14 protein-coding genes are annotated in these 15439 nt (G+C 72.4%); 11 read left to right on the forward strand and 3 right to left on the reverse strand.

Translation table 11 applies throughout. The features are described from left to right. The first annotated feature begins 116 nt into the window (after positions 1 to 116). Entirely contained in the window at positions 117 to 1469 is a 1353-nt protein-coding gene (locus IL992_RS12890) for an FAD-binding oxidoreductase (protein WP_319018520.1), read from the forward strand. Here IL992_RS12890 and IL992_RS12895 read toward each other — a convergent pair whose 3' ends face one another. Further along, on the reverse strand, positions 1470 to 2153 hold the full coding sequence (locus IL992_RS12895; RefSeq protein ID WP_193203577.1) for a DUF4097 family beta strand repeat-containing protein: 684 nt from the start codon (positions 2151 to 2153) through the stop codon (positions 1470 to 1472). A gap of 146 nt (positions 2154 to 2299) precedes the next feature. Between IL992_RS12895 and aceB the strand changes: the two genes are divergently transcribed. The 10 genes from aceB (at position 2300) to IL992_RS12945 (ending at position 13339) form a co-directional block, all read left to right on the forward strand. After that, the gene (gene aceB / locus IL992_RS12900; RefSeq protein WP_193203578.1) at positions 2300 to 3889 is read left to right on the forward strand and encodes a malate synthase A; all 1590 of its coding nucleotides are present in this window, start codon (positions 2300 to 2302) and stop codon (positions 3887 to 3889) included. 24 nt (positions 3890 to 3913) lie between these two features. Further along, positions 3914 to 5365: an FAD-linked oxidase C-terminal domain-containing protein gene (locus IL992_RS12905; RefSeq protein WP_193203579.1), complete on the forward strand. Its 1452-nt coding sequence runs from the start codon at positions 3914 to 3916 to the stop codon at positions 5363 to 5365. Then, positions 5365 to 6735, forward strand: a complete 1371-nt coding sequence (locus IL992_RS12910) for an FAD-binding oxidoreductase (RefSeq protein WP_193203580.1) — start codon at positions 5365 to 5367, stop codon at positions 6733 to 6735. The genes IL992_RS12905 and IL992_RS12910 overlap by 1 nt, the downstream gene beginning before the upstream one ends. Continuing rightward, on the forward strand, positions 6735 to 7964 hold the full coding sequence (locus IL992_RS12915; RefSeq protein WP_193203581.1) for a (Fe-S)-binding protein: 1230 nt from the start codon (positions 6735 to 6737) through the stop codon (positions 7962 to 7964). Before IL992_RS12910 ends, IL992_RS12915 begins: the two co-directional genes overlap by 1 nt. 98 nt (positions 7965 to 8062) lie before the next feature. Beyond that, the gene (locus tag IL992_RS12920; protein WP_319018521.1) at positions 8063 to 8797 is read left to right on the forward strand and encodes an IclR family transcriptional regulator; all 735 of its coding nucleotides are present in this window, start codon (positions 8063 to 8065) and stop codon (positions 8795 to 8797) included. Between the two features lie 47 nt (positions 8798 to 8844). Then, on the forward strand, positions 8845 to 9063 hold the full coding sequence (locus IL992_RS12925; RefSeq protein WP_142558590.1) for a DUF2277 domain-containing protein: 219 nt from the start codon (positions 8845 to 8847) through the stop codon (positions 9061 to 9063). An 89-nt stretch (positions 9064 to 9152) separates the two neighbouring features. Next, a complete protein-coding gene (locus IL992_RS12930; RefSeq protein ID WP_193203582.1) occupies positions 9153 to 9821 on the forward strand; it encodes a hypothetical protein in 669 nt (222 codons plus the stop codon). 101 nt (positions 9822 to 9922) lie between these two features. After that, positions 9923 to 10600, forward strand: coding sequence for an RNA polymerase sigma factor (locus tag IL992_RS12935; RefSeq protein ID WP_193203583.1), 678 nt, complete (start codon positions 9923 to 9925; stop codon positions 10598 to 10600). Continuing rightward, on the forward strand, positions 10600 to 11628 hold the full coding sequence (locus tag IL992_RS12940; protein WP_193203584.1) for a CU044_5270 family protein: 1029 nt from the start codon (positions 10600 to 10602) through the stop codon (positions 11626 to 11628). The genes IL992_RS12935 and IL992_RS12940 overlap by 1 nt, the downstream gene beginning before the upstream one ends. Before the next feature lie 226 nt (positions 11629 to 11854). After that, the gene (locus IL992_RS12945; protein WP_193203585.1) at positions 11855 to 13339 is read left to right on the forward strand and encodes a hypothetical protein; all 1485 of its coding nucleotides are present in this window, start codon (positions 11855 to 11857) and stop codon (positions 13337 to 13339) included. Between the two features lie 10 nt (positions 13340 to 13349). Here IL992_RS12945 and IL992_RS12950 read toward each other — a convergent pair whose 3' ends face one another. Both IL992_RS12950 and IL992_RS12955 read right to left on the reverse strand, forming a co-directional pair. Next, on the reverse strand, positions 13350 to 14096 hold the full coding sequence (locus IL992_RS12950) for an HNH endonuclease family protein (protein ID WP_226872853.1): 747 nt from the start codon (positions 14094 to 14096) through the stop codon (positions 13350 to 13352). A 242-nt stretch (positions 14097 to 14338) separates the two neighbouring features. Continuing rightward, the gene (locus IL992_RS12955; protein ID WP_193203587.1) at positions 14339 to 15289 is read right to left on the reverse strand and encodes an ABC transporter substrate-binding protein; all 951 of its coding nucleotides are present in this window, start codon (positions 15287 to 15289) and stop codon (positions 14339 to 14341) included. Positions 15290 to 15439: the final 150 nt, after the last annotated feature.

The following is a 15439-nucleotide window of genomic DNA, read 5'->3' on the forward strand; positions in this document are numbered from 1 at the left end:
TCCTACCGTAGGGCCAGACGGTTCCGAGCCGATTCCTAATCATCGCCAAACGGGATGTAGCAGGGTTGATCGCGAGCGGGGCCGACCGGCGCCGCCGGACGCAGCAGGAGGAGAGCGTGACAACCCTGGGAATCGACCTTCGCCGTACGGTACGCGGGCAGGTCCTCGTCCCCGGCGACGACGGATTCGAGGCCGCGCGGCTGCCGTGGAACCGGGCGGTCGACCAGCGGGTGGCCGCGGTCGTGGAGGTCGAGGACGCCGCCGACGCCGCCGCCGTGGTCCGCTGCGCGAGGCTGGCCGGCCTCGCCGTCGCGGCGCAGCCGAGCGGGCACGGCGCCACGACCCGCCTCGACGGGGCGATCCTGGTGCGCACCGGACGACTGCGCGGCGTGGAGGTCCTGCCGGAGCGGCGGACCGCCCGCGTCGAGGCGGGCGTGCAGTGGGGCGAGTTGCTGACCGCGACCGGCAAGCACGGGCTGACCGGCCTGCCGGGCAGCTCCCCCGTCGTGAGCGTCACCGGCTACACCCTCGGCGGCGGGCTCGGGTGGTTCGCCCGCAGGCACGGCTGGGCGGCCGGCGCCGTACGCGCCTTCGAGGTGGTCGGCGCCGACGGCACGCAGGCCCGCGTGACGGCCGACTCCGACCCCGACCTGTTCTGGGCGCTGCGCGGCGGCGGGGGCGACTTCGCGCTGGTGACGGCGATGGAGCTGGACCTGCACCCGGCGCCGCTGCTGTACGGCGGGCGGATGCTGTGGCCCGCCGAGCGGGCGCCCGAGGTGCTCGCCGCCTATCGCGAGGTGACGGCGACGGCGCCCGCGGAGCTGACCGTCTGGTTCGCGATGGTGAAGTTCCCGCCGGTGCCCCAGGTGCCCGAGCCGCTTCGCGGGCTCGCCGCGGTCGCGGTGGACTCGACGTTCCTGGGCGGCGAGGAGGAGGGGCGCGACCTGCTGCGGCGGTTCGAGGACATCCCCGGCCTGATGCGCGACACCCGCGCGGCCATGCCGCTCGACGCCCTGGGCGGCATCTGCGCCGAGCCGACGCAGCCGGTGCCCGGCGCGGGCCGCGGCGAACTGCTGACCGGGCTCGGCGACGCCGTGGCGGACGACCTCCTCGCGGCCGTGGGCGACGTCGCCCCCTTGGCCACGGTGCAGGTGCGCCACCTGGGCGGCGCGCTGAGCCGGCCCGCCGACGGCGGCGGGGCGTGCGGGCACATCGCCGAGCCGTACCTGCTGAGCATGATCGGCCCGGTCCTGTCTCCGGAGGTCGGGCAGGCGGTCAAGGCGCGGCTGGCGGAGATCGCGCGGGCGATGGCGCCGCACACGACCGGCCGCAAGCCGTTCACCTATCTGGGCGGCGACGAGAAGGCCGCCTCGGCGTTCGACGCGGACACGCTGGCCCGGCTGCGCGAGATCAAGCGCCGCCGCGACCCCGCCGGGGTCCTCCGCAGCAACCAGCCGTTGCTCGGGTAGTCACAGCCTGTTGACCTCGGCGTCGCCCGCTCCCGTCTTCACGACGATCGTGCGCGGCGCCGAGGGATCGACGGGAACCCTGACCTTGCCGTCCCCGATGCCGGTCTCGACGGTCACGTTGTAGGTCGACTCCGGCACCCACAGATGGGCGTCGCCCGCACCGGTCTCCGCGCGCACAGAATCGGGCACGGCGGTGAACCGGAGCTTGACGTTGCCCGCCCCGGTGTTCACCGACACCTGCTTGCCGGCCAGGCCGCGGCTGTCGACATCGCCGGCACCCGTGGTCACCTCCACCGGGCCGGTGGCGTCGCGCAGGGTGACGTCCCCCGACCCGCTGTCGAGCTTGAGCCTGACGCCGCGCGGCACCTCGACCCGGTAGTCGACCCAGCAGTTGTCGCACTTGTAGGCCAGCGTGAGCGTGCCACCGCTCACGCCGTGGCCGTCGCCGGGCTTGTCGCCCCGCCAGTGCCGGGTCTCGGTGACGTGGACGCCGGTCCTGCCGGTCTCGGTCACCACGATGTCGCCCGCCCCCGTGTGGGCGTCGATGGCCGTGACCGCGTCCTTGACGTCGTAGGACATCGTGTCCTGCTGCCCGCCGCCGATGTTCAGCCTCACGTCGCAGGCGGCCACGGCGAGGCTCATTCCCAGGACGGCCCCCGCGACGGCCATCGTCTTCTGTCTCATGCCCCGATCTTCGGCCATGAGTGCGCCGTCTCCCATCGGGGAATCCCCGGACCGCCCCCTGAGGAACTCCCTGGCGTTGACCCCCGGCCCTACCCTGAAGTAGCGTCGATTCCACGATTCAGAACTAGTTTTCCGGAAGGTGGAAAATGACGGAAGGCGTCGAGATCACAGGCCCTCTGCTGGACCGGTTCGACGAGATCCTCACTCCCGAGGCCCTCGGCTTCGTGGCCACCTTGCAGCGCGAGTTCGACCCCAGGCGCGGGGAACTGCTCGCGGCGCGTCAGGCGCGGCAGGAGGAGCTGTCCGCGGGCGGCATGCTCGATTTCCTTGCCGAGACCGCCCAGGTCCGGGAGTCCGAGTGGCGGGTCGCCCCGCCGGCTCCGGGGCTGGAGGACCGCCGGGTCGAGATCACCGGTCCTGTCGACCGCAAGATGACGATCAACGCGCTCAACTCCGGCGCCAAGGTCTGGCTGGCCGACTTCGAGGACGCCAACTCCCCGACCTGGGAGAACACGATCAACGGGCAGCTCAACCTGCGCGACGCCCTCGACCGTACGATCGACTTCGAGTCCGGCGGCAAGACGTACGCGCTGCGGCCGGACGAGGAGCTGGCCACGATCGTGGTCCGCCCGCGCGGCTGGCACCTGCCGGAAAAACACATCCTGGTGGACGGCGCGCCGATGTCCGGGTCGCTGCTCGACTTCGGCCTCTACTTCTTCCACTGCGCGCGGCGGCAGATCGGCAAGGGCCGGGGGCCGTACTTCTACCTGCCGAAGATGGAGTCGCACCTGGAGGCGCGGCTCTGGAACGACGTGTTCGTCCGGGCCCAGGAGCTGCTCGGCATCCCCAGGGGGACGATCCGGGCGACCGTGCTCATCGAGACCTACCCGGCCGCGTTCGAGATGGAGGAGATCCTCTACGAGCTGCGCGAGCACTCCGCGGGCCTCAACGCCGGCCGCTGGGACTACCTGTTCAGCGTCATCAAGAAGTTCCGCACCCGGGGGCGGGAGTTCCTGCTGCCCGAGCGCAACGCGGTGACGATGACCGCGCCGTTCATGCGGGCCTACACCGAACTGCTGGTGCGCACCTGTCACAAGCGCGGCGCGCACGCGATCGGCGGCATGGCGGCCTTCATCCCCTCCCGCCGCGACCCGGAGGTCAACAAGGTCGCGCTGGAGAAGGTGCGGGCCGACAAGACCCGCGAGTCGGGCGACGGCTTCGACGGCTCCTGGGTCGCCCACCCCGACCTCGTGCCGATCTGCCGCGAGGTCTTCGACGGCGTGCTCGGCGACCGGCCCAACCAGCTCGACCGGCTGCGCGAGGACGTCCACGTCACGGCCGAGGACCTGTTGTCGGTGTCCAAGACCCCCGGCGAGATCACCGAGGCCGGGCTGCGCAACAACGTGGACGTCGGCCTGCGCTACCTGGCGGCGTGGATGGGAGGCAACGGCGCCGCGGCGATCCACAACCTGATGGAGGACGCGGCGACCGCCGAGATCTCCCGCTCGCAGGTCTGGCAGTGGATCCACAACGACATCACGCTGGCCGACACCGGCGCGGTGGTGACACGGGAGCTCGTCGAGCGGATCATCGAGGAGGAGCTGGCCGGGATCGCCGCCGGACCGGGCTACGACGAGAAGCTCTACGCGCAGGCAACGGCGCTGTTCAAGGAGGTCGCCCTTGACGACGACTTCGCGGAGTTCCTTACGCTTCCGGCGTACGAGCGAATGCCGTGACGATGTGAGGGGAAGCGGGAGCCGATGTCCGAGCTCGAACGGCTGACGGCACGGCTGGCGGCCGTGCTCCCGCCGGACGCCGTCATCACCGACCCCGTACGGCTGCGCACCTACGAGTGCGACGGGCTGACCCACCACCGGGCGACCCCCGGGGTGGTCGTGCTTCCCGAAACGGCGGAGCAGGTCGCCGCGGTCGTACGGCTGTGCGGCGAGCACGGCGTGCCGTTCGTCGCCCGGGGGTCGGGCACCGGCCTGTCGGGCGGCGCCCTCCCCCGCACGGACGGCGTGCTGATCGTCACCTCCCGCATGCGGCGGATCGTCGAGATCGACATCCCGAACCGCCGGGCCGTGGTGGAGCCCGGGGTGACGAACCTGGCGATCACCGAGGCGGTACGCGACCGGGGGTACTACTACGCCCCCGACCCCTCCAGCCAGCAGGTCTGCTCGATCGGCGGCAACGTGGCGGAGAACTCGGGCGGCGCGCACTGCCTCAAGTACGGCTTCACGGTCAACCACGTGCTCGCCGCCGAGATCGTCACACCGGACGGGGAGATCGTGGAGCTGTCGGCCCAGGACCCGGGCTACGACCTGCTCGGCGCGTTCATCGGATCGGAGGGCACGCTCGGCATCGCCACCAAGATCACCGTACGGCTGTCGCGGGCGCCCGAGACGGTCACGACCCTGCTCGCCGCCTTCACCGGCATCGAGGCCGGCGGGCACGCGGTGTCGGCGATCATCGCGGCGGGCGTCGTGCCCGCCGCCATCGAGATGATGGACGCGCTGGCGATCGAGGCGGCCGAGGCCGCCGTCCACTGCCGCTACCCCGCCGGGGCGGGAGCCGTACTGGTGGTGGAGCTGGACGGCCCGCGCGCCGAGGTGGAGCACCAGTTCGCGGCCGTCGAACGGATCTGCCGCGACAGCGGCGCCTTCGAGATCCGGGTGGCCGCCTCCGCCGAGGAGCGGGCGGCCATCTGGAAGGGCCGCAAGTCGGCGTTCGCCGCCGTGGGCCGGATCAGCCCGGCGTACATCGTGCAGGACGGCGTGGTGCCGCGGACCGCGCTGCCGCGCGTGCTCGCGGGGATCGACCGGCTGCAGGAGGAGTACGGCATCCGCGTGGCCAACGTCTTCCACGCGGGCGACGGCAACCTCCATCCCCTCGTGCTGTTCGACGACTCCGTTCCCGGCGAGGCCGAGCGCGCCGAGGCCGTGAGCGGGCGCATCCTCGACCTGTGCGTCGAGCACGGCGGGTCGATCACCGGGGAGCACGGCGTCGGCGTGGACAAGGCCCGCTACATGCCCCGGATGTTCACCGAGGACGACCTCGACACCATGCAACTCGTGCGGTGCGCGTTCGATCCCCGGGGGCTCGCCAACCCCGGCAAGATCTTCCCCACCCCACGCCTGTGCGGGGAGGCGCCGGGAGTGCGCAAGGGCGCTCATCCCCTGGTCGACGCCGGTCTGGCGGAGCAGTTCTGATGGACGCGCGGGACGTCCGGGACGCGCTGGAGGCGACCGGTGTGGCCGTACGCGTGGCCGGCGACGGAGACGAGGTCGCGGGCGTGCGGCCGCGCTGGGTGGCGCTGCCCGAGTCGGCCGAGGAGATCGCGGCCGTGATGCGGGTCTGCGCCGCGCACGACCTGGCCGTCGTCGCGACGGGCGGCGGGACCAAGCTGCACTGGGGCGCGCCGCCCAAACGCTGCGACGTGCTCGTGGACCTGTGCTGCATGAACCGGGTCCTGGAGCACGCGGCGGGCGACCTGGTCGTCCGCGCACAGGCCGGGGTGACGGTCGAGGCGCTGGCGCGCGCTCTCGCCGAGGAAGGTCAGGAGCTCGCGCTCGACGTGCCGGTGCCCGGCACCACGGTCGGCGGGCTGCTGGCGACGGGCATCGCCGGACCGCGCAGGTTCCGGTACGGCACGGCCCGCGACCTGCTCATCGGCGTCACGGTCGTGCTCGCCGACGGCACCATCGCCAGGTCGGGCGGGAAGGTGGTCAAGAACGTCGCCGGATATGACCTCGGCAAGCTGTTCACCGGTTCGTACGGCACGCTCGGGATCATCGCGGACGCGACGTTCCGCCTGCATCCCCTGCCCGCCGCCCGCGCCTGGGTGACGACCACCGTCGAGCGTCCGGTGACGGAGATCGTCGAGCCCTACGTCTATGAGGGCAAGACGCTGGACACGACTTCCACGCGCGTCGCGGCGTCCCTGCAGGCGGCGATCCCGGCGGTCACCGAGTCACCGCTGGAGCCGAGCGCGGTGGAGGTGGACTGGCCGGATGTGGAGGGCCCCTGCACGGTGGCGGTCCTGGTGGAGGGCGCCGCCGCGGCCGAGCGCGCGAAGGCGCTGTGCGCCCTGATGGCCGGCGTACTGGGTGACGCGCAGGTGACCGAAGAGCCGCCGCCGTGGTGGGGGCGCCTGCCCGAGCCGCGGGTGCCGGACGCGCCGCCCGGCACCGGGCGCGGAGGCGTGGGCGGCGGGGAGATCCTGCTGGAGGTCAGGAACATCCCCTACCGGCTCGCCGGCAGTTTCGTCGGCCCCTTCGGGGCGGCGGGCGCGGCGGAGGTGCGCGCGGCGGTGCGCGGCTCCCTGGCCGCGCACGTGTTCCACGTCGCGCTGCCGCCGGACACCGAGCCCGGCCGGGTCGCCGCCTTCACGGGCGACCTGCGCGACCACATGGAGACGGACGGCGAGGGCCGGGTCGTCGTGCTCACCGCGCCGCGGGAGGCCGCGCGCCGCCTCGACCGGTGGGGGCACGTCGGCGCACTGTCGCTGATGCGCCGGGTCAAGGAGCGGTTCGATCCCGATCGCCGGCTGTCCCCCGGTCGTCTCGTCGGAGGCATCTGATGGATCCCGAGCTGATCAAGGACTGCGTCCACTGCGGGTTCTGCCTGCCCACCTGCCCGACGTACGTGCTGTGGGGCGAGGAGATGGACTCCCCGCGCGGACGCATCCATCTGATGGGCCAGCACGTCGAGGGCACGCCGCTCACCGACGCGATGGCCGGCCACTTCGACGCCTGCCTGGGCTGCATGGCGTGCGTCACCGCGTGCCCGTCGGGCGTGCGGTACGACCGTCTGATCGAGCAGACCCGCGCGGTCGTCGAGCGCGAGCACGTGCGCCGCCCGGACGAGCGCGCGATCCGGGCGCTGGTGTTCGCGCTGTTCCCCTACCGGCGCAGGCTGCGGGCGATGCGGCTGCCCATGCGGCTGAGCAGGCGCCTGCAGCCGTTCCTCGAACGGGTCAACCCCTCCCTCGGCGCGATGGCCGAACTGGCGCCCGCCGTCCCCCGGCCCGTACGGCTGCCGCCGCTGGTGCGGGCGAGGCGACGGCGCAGGGCGCGGGTCGGGCTGCTCACCGGATGCGTGCAGGGCGAGTTCTTCCCGCAGGTCAACGCGGCGACGGCCCGAGTGCTCGCGCTGGAGGGCTGCGACGTGGTGATCCCGCCCCGGCAGGGCTGCTGCGGGGCGCTGTCGCTGCACTCGGGCCGCGAGGCCGAGGCGCGGAGGTTCGCCCGCCGCACGATCGCCGTCTTCGAGCGGGCCGGCGTGGACGCGGTGGTGGTGAACGCGGCGGGCTGCGGGTCGAGCATGAAGGACTACGCCGAGGTGCTGGCCGGCGAGCCCGCCTGGGCGGCCCGCGCCGGGGCGCTGCGCACCCGCGACCTGACGGAGTTCCTGACCGAGCTGGGACCGGCCGCCGAGCGCCGCCCGCTGCCGGTCACGGTCGCCTACCACGACGCCTGCCACCTGGCCCACGCCCAGGGCGTGCGCGCCCAGCCGCGTGAGCTGCTGCGCGCGATCCCGGGGCTGGAGCTGCGGGAGGTCGAGGAGTCCGCCATCTGCTGCGGGTCGGCGGGCACCTACAACCTCTTCCAGCCCGAGGCGGCCCGGCAACTGGGCGACCGCAAGGCCGAGCGGGTGCTCGCCACCGGCGCCGACGTGCTGGTGTCGGCCAACCCGGGATGCACGATGCAGATCGCGGCCTCCGTGCGCAGGGCGGGCAAGGGGGAGATCCGGGTCGCGCACACGGCCGAGGTGCTCGACGCCTCGCTGCGAGGGCTGGGGAGCGTCTGACAAATGCTGCAGGGCTTGATTTGTCAGACACGACCGAGAACCCGGCATGCTGGGACGGTCCCCGCATCGAGGATGACACCGCCGCCGAGGAGGATGCAGTGAGCGTGCAGAGCGTCGACCGGGCGCTGGACGTGCTCGAGGCACTGTCCGAGCACGGCGGCCAGGCCGGTCTGTCGGAGATCGCGGCCACGACCGGCCTGCCGTACGGGACGATCCACCGGCTGTTACAGACGCTGCTGGCCCGTGGATACGTCCGGCAGGAGTCCGACCGGCGCTACGCCCTCGGCGGCGCGCTCGTGCGGATCGGCGGCGTGGCCGAGCGGATGCTCGCGGTCTGGGCCGAGCCCTACCTCGCGAGGCTCGTGGAGCTGTCCGGCGAGACCGCCAACCTCGCCGTGCTCGAGGGCGACTACGTCGTCTACGTGGCCCAGGTGCCCTCACCCCGCAGGCTGCGGATGTTCGCCGAGGTCGGCCGCCGGGTGCTGCCGCACAGCACGGCCGTCGGCAAGGCCCTGCTGGCCGGGCGGGACGACGCGGAGGCGGTGTTCCGGCGCACCGGACTGCCCCGCCGTACGGACCGGACGATCACGGCGGTCGGCGAGCTGCTGGAGGAGCTCGTCCGGGTGCGCGCCCGGGGATACGCGCTCGACCTGGGCGAGGAGGAGAGCGGCGTGCACTGCATGGCTGTGCCGGTCCACGACGGCGGGCGGGCCTTCGCGGCGATGTCGGTGTCCGGGCCGGCCGAGCGCATCGACGCGATCGACCGCGAGGAGCTGGCCGCGATGCTGCGTAAGGTCGCCGAGGACTTCGGCGCCGCCGTCTTCCACTCCTGACCGACGCTTCCGAAGAAGGATCCGGCAGGATCGGCCAGTATGGGGTCATGTGCCGAAGCATCAAGACCCTGCGCCCGCCGTTCACCGACGAGGTGACCGAGGAGGACATCCGGGCGGCGGCCCTGCAGTATGTCCGCAAGATCTCCGGCTTCCGTGCGCCCGCGGCGCACAACGCCGAGGCGTTCGACCGCGCGGTCGAGGAGATCGCGCAGGCCAGCACGGCGCTGCTGGCCTCTCTCCAGGTCCGCGGCTCGGCCGCCCGGTAGCACGCGGATCCAAGCGCGGAGGTCCGAGCACGCGGATCCAGGCACGGGGGTCCAAGCGAACCACAAGTGCCGGGCGCGACAGTGACCGCATGGGACTGATCTCCGACTTCCTCATGGCCCGGCGGCTGCGCAGGGGGCCTGCGCTGCTGCTGCCGTACGCGCCCGACCCCGCGACCATGCTGGAGACGGTGCGGCTGCACGACCCGCAGGCCGGGCCGTACGGACGGGGGTTCAAGATCGGCGAGAACGTCGAGCTGCGCGGGCCGATCGAGCTGACCCCGGAGCTGACGGCCAGGGCGGGGCTCCCCGCGGGCTGGGCGACCGCGTTCTTCGCACGCAACATCGACAGCGACGCGGGCGGCGACTTCTCGCGGCCGAGCCTGCTCGTGCGGGGCCTGGCCGAGCGGCTCGGCGGCCGGGAGCACCCGGAGTGCCAGGAGCCACCGGAGGACCTGGCCGAGGTCACCGGCGGGCGGCTCATCCCGGTGGACGAGGTGATCGGCCTGCTCGCGGACGACGTGCCCGGCCTGGTCGTCGCGACGGTGACCGACTCCGGCACGACGCTGCTCACCAGCGCCGAGAGCCCGATCGAGGTCTTCGTCACCGAATGGGACGGCGACGATGTGACGTACGAGCTGTCCGCGGACGCCGGTTACGGCACCGACGTTCCCGCCGCCGCCCGGCGGGCCGCTCTCGCGATCGCCGGTCGCACCGGCGGGGTGGCCCGCGACCACAACGGGTTCCTCATCACCGGCTGAGCACATCGGATGGAACCGGCCCGGCGGGTCCGGCGGAGTAGGGGCGAAGGGCGCGACGGCGCCCCACGGAAGGAATCCCCTATGAACGGACAACACGGGTGGTGAGGACGGTCTCTGGCGACACGCGCTTCCCCGCGGCGGCCCCGGGTCGCTCGCCCGGCGGCTCCCGCGAGGCCGAGACGTACGGCGCCGAGACGAACGACGCCGGGCCGGACGGCGCCGAGCCGAGCGACGCGGGGCTGATCGAGGCGTCGCTGACGGCGCCCGAGCGGTTCGCCGGCGTCTTCGACCGGCACGCGGACGAGATCCACGCCTACGCCGGTCGCCGTCTCGGCCCCGAGCACGCCGACGACGTCACGGCCGAGACGTTCCTCGTGGCGTTCCGCAAGCGGCACCGCTACGACACCTCCCGGCCGGACGCCCGGCCCTGGCTGTACGGCATCGCCGGCAACCTCATCTCCGGGCACCGCCGGTCGGAGGTGCGCCGGCTGCGGGCGCTCGCCCGCGCGCCGCGCGACGCCGGCGAGCGCGGCGCCCACGAGGAGGAGCGCGGAGCGGAGCGGGCGAGCGCCGCCGCCCTGCGGCCCGCCCTCGCCGCCGCGCTGGCCAGGCTGTCGGCCGCCGAGCGTGACCTGCTCCTGCTGGTCGCCTGGGCCGACCTCTCCTACGAGGAGGCGGCCGAGGCGCTGAAGATCCCCATCGGCACGGTCCGCTCGCGCCTGCATCGAGTGCGCGCGAAGCTGCGCCGCCATCTCGACCTTCCCGAGGAGAACGTGTGATGACCGACGAGATCGACCTAGTGGCGCGGGAGCGGCCCGACGTCGCGCCCTACTCCCTGGCGGCCAAGGCGGCCGTACGGCGGCGCCTGGCCGGCCCCGCGGGCCGTCCCGCCCGGCCGCGCCCGCGTCCGTACCTGCTTCTGGCAGGCGGGACGGCGCTGCTCGCCGCGGCGGGCGTCGTCGCCGTCACCACCGTGCTGACGGAACCGGAGGCCCGGCCGGCGAAGGTGAGCCCGGGAATCGTGACGCTGCCGAAGGTGTCGGCCATGTCGGCCGAGGAGGTGCTGGGCAGGGCGGCCCGCGCGGTGACCGACCTGTCGCCGCGCGACGACCAGTTCGTCAAGGTCAGCTCGCAGACCATGTACGAGGCCGACGTGGTCGGCGAGGGTGAGAAGGAGTCGCGCTACCTCTACCGGACGAAGCGGACGATCTGGCTGTCCGCCGACGGCACGAGGGACGGCTCGCTGAAGATCGAGTATCTGGAGCCCCACGCCTACCCCGGCTGGCCGATCCCGCCGGAGGCGTACAAGGAGAAGGGCACCGAGTGGATGCGGCTCCCCGCCTGCAACAGCGCGCGGGACACCGCCTACACGAACCTGAAGAAGCTGCCCGCCGACCCGGAGAGGATGCGCGCCTACCTGTACGACCGGCCGCACGGCGACAATCCGCCCGACACGGGGGCGTGGACGGCCGTCGGCGACCTGCTGCGGGAGACGTACGTGCCGGCGCCCCAGCGCGCGGCGCTGTTCAAGGCCGCCGCCACGATCCCCGGGGTCACGGTGACCGAGAACGTCGAGGACGCGGCCGGACGGACCGGCATCGGCGTCGGCCGGGTCTCCGGCGGGGTGCGCGAGGAGATCATCTTCGACTCGTCCACCTATGAGCTGCTCGGGGAGCGCGGCATCGTGGTGGACGAGAAGGAGGCGAAGGCGCCCACCGGGAGCCTGGTGGCCTCGACCGCCCAACTGGAGGTCACGGTCGACGACACCGCGCCCGAGGTGAAGGACCCCGACTCCGGCTGCCTCTGATCCCCCGCCCGTACGGCCCGCCGCACGCCCGGCGGCCCGTACGGGCGGCGAATTGCCGGAGGCTAGAGATCATCACCCGGCGCACGCCGCCACTGGCCGGGCGAGCCGGGGAAGCCGCTTCGCCCGGGAGTGCGCGCGCCTGCGTGACCTGCTCGCCGGATGACGCCGGGCGCCGCGAAGGCGATCTCCCGTAAGATCGTCCTTCTTGTCTCGGAAAGGGCGCCGAGTGTTCCGACAGCGTGCGGGGTGGATCGCGGCCGGGGTCTACCTGGCGATCTCGGCCGTCGGCGCCGTGATCACGGCCGTCACCGGGCGTCTCGACGCCCTCTGGGCGGCCGTCCTGTGGTATCCGCTCGACGACTACTCCTCGATCGGTTTCGCCGAGTCGCCCGCCGCCGCCATGACGGGGGCGGTGGGTCTCCTCACGATCCTCGCGCTCAAGACCTGGATGCTCCGTCAGGTCTTCACCTTCCCCCCGCGCGCGGCCCGGCCCGCCGACCGGCGGACGGTCTGGCTGCGGCGCCTGCTGTACCTCGCCGTCGCCCACGCCCTGATCCCCGGGCTGCCGGCCGCGCCGCTTCCCGACGTCGTCGGCGAGGTGCTCACGCTGGCCCTGTGGTGCCCGCTGCAGGTGCTGTTCGCGCTGACCCTCCGCGGACGGCTCCGGGTGTTCGCGCTCGTCACCGCCTGGCCGGGGTCGGCAGGCCTGGCGATGATCGCGATGGACGAGGTGCCGGAGGTGCGGGCGCCCCGGTTCCTCCTGTTCGCCTGCCTGGCAATGGCGGCGGCCTGGCAGGTGGCCGTGCTCTTCGGCCAGCACCGCGACGGCCGCTGGAGCCGCGACACCGTCACGGCCGGCTGGCGCCACGTCACCGTGACGCTGGCGACCCCCCTCGCCGCCATGACCGTCCTCTCGGTGTTCATCTACAACGACGTACCGCTGATGAAGATGCTGGAGGAGTTCGACGTCTTCCTGGCGGTGTGGCTGGCCCGCTCCGCCCGCGAACTCACCGGCCCTCGCGGCACGCCCCCGGAGCGTACGCCGCTCCGACCGTCCGGGCCGATCCTGCTGGCGGCCGTCCTGCTGTCGTTCCTCGTGCTGGTCGGGCCGGAGGAGACCGGACGCCCCTCCTACATCGGCTGGTGGTACGAGGGGCCGCCCGAGGCGCTGCGGCCCGAGGACGGGGCACGCGCGGACGACGAGAGCCACGTCGCGGAGGCCAACGCCCGCTGCCGGGACCCCTGGCCGAGGGTGCGGGCCCGGCGGCAGGGCACGGCCGCGTACTTCCTGTTCGAGGGCGGGGGATACGGCGTGTACGACCCGGAGGACACCAGCGAGGGCGAGGACCCCTACGCCGCCGTGGACGACGGGTTCCTCGGCGCGGCGGGCAGTTCGGCGGTCGTGATGACGTACGGCGAGAACGAGCCGATGTGCCTGACCGTTAAGGCGTTCGGCTCCGCTCCCCCGCTGCGCTTGACGGGCTGGGAGCGGGTGGCCGAGGTCGGCGTCGTCAGCCGCAGCGGCCGCCTGGAGGTGCCCTCGTACGCCGACGGCGGCGACGAGGGCGCCGGGGCCCGGCTGCCGAACCTGGCGGTGCAGGGGCCCGGGCGCTACCGGCTGCGGGCCTACGCCCGTGGGCCGGAAGGGGCCGAGGAGCACCTGGTCGTCGTGTTCCCCGGCCGCTCGGCCAAGAAGGTCGTCTACCGCTGAGCCGGGCCTGTTACGTGCACTGCTCCAGCATGGCCGCCTTGTCGGCGGAGGTCACCGGCAGGTCGTACTTGAGGGCGACCTGGGCGAACCGCACGACGTAGGAGCAGCGGATGTCGCGGCTGGGCGGCAGCCAGGTGGCCGGGCCCGAGTCGCCCTTGGAGCCGTTGGTGGAGCCGTCCACGGGGATCAGATTCAGGGGGTCGTTCGCGATCTGCTTGCGCTTGCTCTCGCTCCACCGCGACGCGCCCATCTGCCAGTCGTACGACAGGGGCATGACGTGGTCGATCTGGACCTCCGCCGCGTGCGACTTGCTCCAGTCGATGGTCTTGCCCGTGTACGGGTCGTACAGGGTCATGGAGGTGATGACGCAGTTCGACCCGCTGCGATATTTGATGTCCTTGCCGTCCCGCTTGAGCAGGTCGTTGCGGGTGTCGCAGCCGTTGCGCCCCCACGGGACGCCGTCCACGTTGTCGGCCCAGGCGTAGCCGAACTTGTCGCGGTCGTAGCCGGTCTTCGCCCCCCGGCCCTTCGTCGCCACCTTGTCGATCAGATCGCGGGCCTTCGCCCGGTCCTTGTCCGACGTGATCGCCTTCAGGCCGGGGCCGGTGCCGTCGGGATTGTCGAGCGGGTTGACGCCCTGCTCCGTCCCCGAGTCGCCCTTCGCGCCGCCGCCTTTGCCTGTGGGGTCGCCGTCGAGTTCCGGCATCGGCCCGCAACCCGCCAGTACGGCCACCGCCACCGAGATTCCAGCGATCAACCGGTTACCACGCCCGCCCATGCCACCCCTAGGTAATGAAATATCTCCCTCAGATATAGCAAAGTGCAAAAAAGTGGCAAAGGAGGCGCGCACAAGAGCTGCGGCATTGCGACGTCTCCCGTTCACCGACGCGCCGCCTCCGGCGAGAACACGCGGCGTACGACGAGGGGCGCGGCACGCCGTGCGCGCCACGCCCCTCGGACGGGCCCGGTGAACGAGCCCGGTGGATCAGATGCGGTGGGTCAGGCCGGGATCCAGTCCTGCCAGACGATCTTGTTGGCGTCGACCCACTTCTTCGCGGCCACCTCGGCGCTCATCTTGTTGACCGCCATGTCGTAGGCCACGGCGTTCTGGTCGTCGTTGGTCCAGCTCCAGTTCTTGATGAACTCGTACGCCTTGCCGCCGGTCTGGGCGAACTTCACACTGACGATTTTGTCGAGCAGGTACGGCGGATAGTCGCACTTGATCGTCTTGACGTTGTCGTCGCACCCGATGGCGTACGGCGGAAGGTTGATCTTGACGAGCTTGAGCTGGTTGAACAGCCACTGCGGCTCGTAGAAGTACATCAGCAGCGGGGTCTCGTTCTCGGTGGCCTTGCGGGCCGCCGCGATCAGCGCGTCCTCGCTGCCGGAGTACACCACCTTGTAGGGCAGGTTCAGGTTCTTGATGAGCGCCTCGTCGTTGGTCACGAACGACTTGTCACCGGCGAGGAACTGACCCAGGCCGTCGCTCTTGTCGGTCTTGAACAGGTCCTTGTACTTCGGCAGGTTATGCCAGTCCGTGATGTCCGGATATTTCTGGACCATCCACTCGGGGACGTACCAGCCGATAACGCCCTTGTTGCCGTCCTCACCCGCAGTGATCGCGACCTTCTTCTCGTCGATGTACACCTTCTCCAGCTCCGGGTGGCTCCAGTTCTCCAGGACGACGTCGACCGTGCCCTTCTCGAAGCCCTTCCAGGAGTCCGCCTCGTCGCTCTCGATCTGCTCGACCTTGTAGCCGAGCTCGTGCTCCAGGAGATAGGCGACGACCGCGGCGCTGGCCTCGTAGCCGGTCCAGGCGTTGATCGCCAGTCGCACGGTCTTCGTGCCGCCCCCGGCGCCTGCTCCGGCGGCGTCATCCGAGCTCCCGCCACCGCAGGCGCTCATGGCCAGCGCGAGCGTCAGCGCGCCGGCAAGGAGACGGACCCTCATATCTGACCTCACCTGGTGTCGTACGGGCGGCGAACGCGAGCGGCGGGGCCGCGGCGACACCGGCAGGGTATTCCACCGGCAGGCGGGAGCGGCCGCGATCCGTGTGGATGGCGGCCGGGGGTGCCCGCGCCCGGGCGGGCGGGCGGGGTC

Origin of the sequence: Microbispora sitophila (assembly GCF_014892245.1) — a bacterium.
In the GTDB taxonomy this organism is placed as follows: domain Bacteria; phylum Actinomycetota; class Actinomycetes; order Streptosporangiales; family Streptosporangiaceae; genus Microbispora; species Microbispora siamensis.

Coding starts and splice junctions, on each gene's coding strand:
- IL992_RS12895 (WP_193203577.1), bottom strand. CDS start 2,153: ATGAGACAGAAGACGATGGCCGTCGCGGGGGCCGTCCTGGGAATGAGC.
- aceB (WP_193203578.1), top strand. CDS start 2,300: ATGACGGAAGGCGTCGAGATCACAGGCCCTCTGCTGGACCGGTTCGAC.
- IL992_RS12905 (WP_193203579.1), top strand. CDS start 3,914: ATGTCCGAGCTCGAACGGCTGACGGCACGGCTGGCGGCCGTGCTCCCG.
- IL992_RS12910 (WP_193203580.1), top strand. CDS start 5,365: ATGGACGCGCGGGACGTCCGGGACGCGCTGGAGGCGACCGGTGTGGCC.
- IL992_RS12915 (WP_193203581.1), top strand. CDS start 6,735: ATGGATCCCGAGCTGATCAAGGACTGCGTCCACTGCGGGTTCTGCCTG.
- IL992_RS12925 (WP_142558590.1), top strand. CDS start 8,845: ATGTGCCGAAGCATCAAGACCCTGCGCCCGCCGTTCACCGACGAGGTG.
- IL992_RS12930 (WP_193203582.1), top strand. CDS start 9,153: ATGGGACTGATCTCCGACTTCCTCATGGCCCGGCGGCTGCGCAGGGGG.
- IL992_RS12940 (WP_193203584.1), top strand. CDS start 10,600: ATGACCGACGAGATCGACCTAGTGGCGCGGGAGCGGCCCGACGTCGCG.
- IL992_RS12955 (WP_193203587.1), bottom strand. CDS start 15,289: ATGAGGGTCCGTCTCCTTGCCGGCGCGCTGACGCTCGCGCTGGCCATG.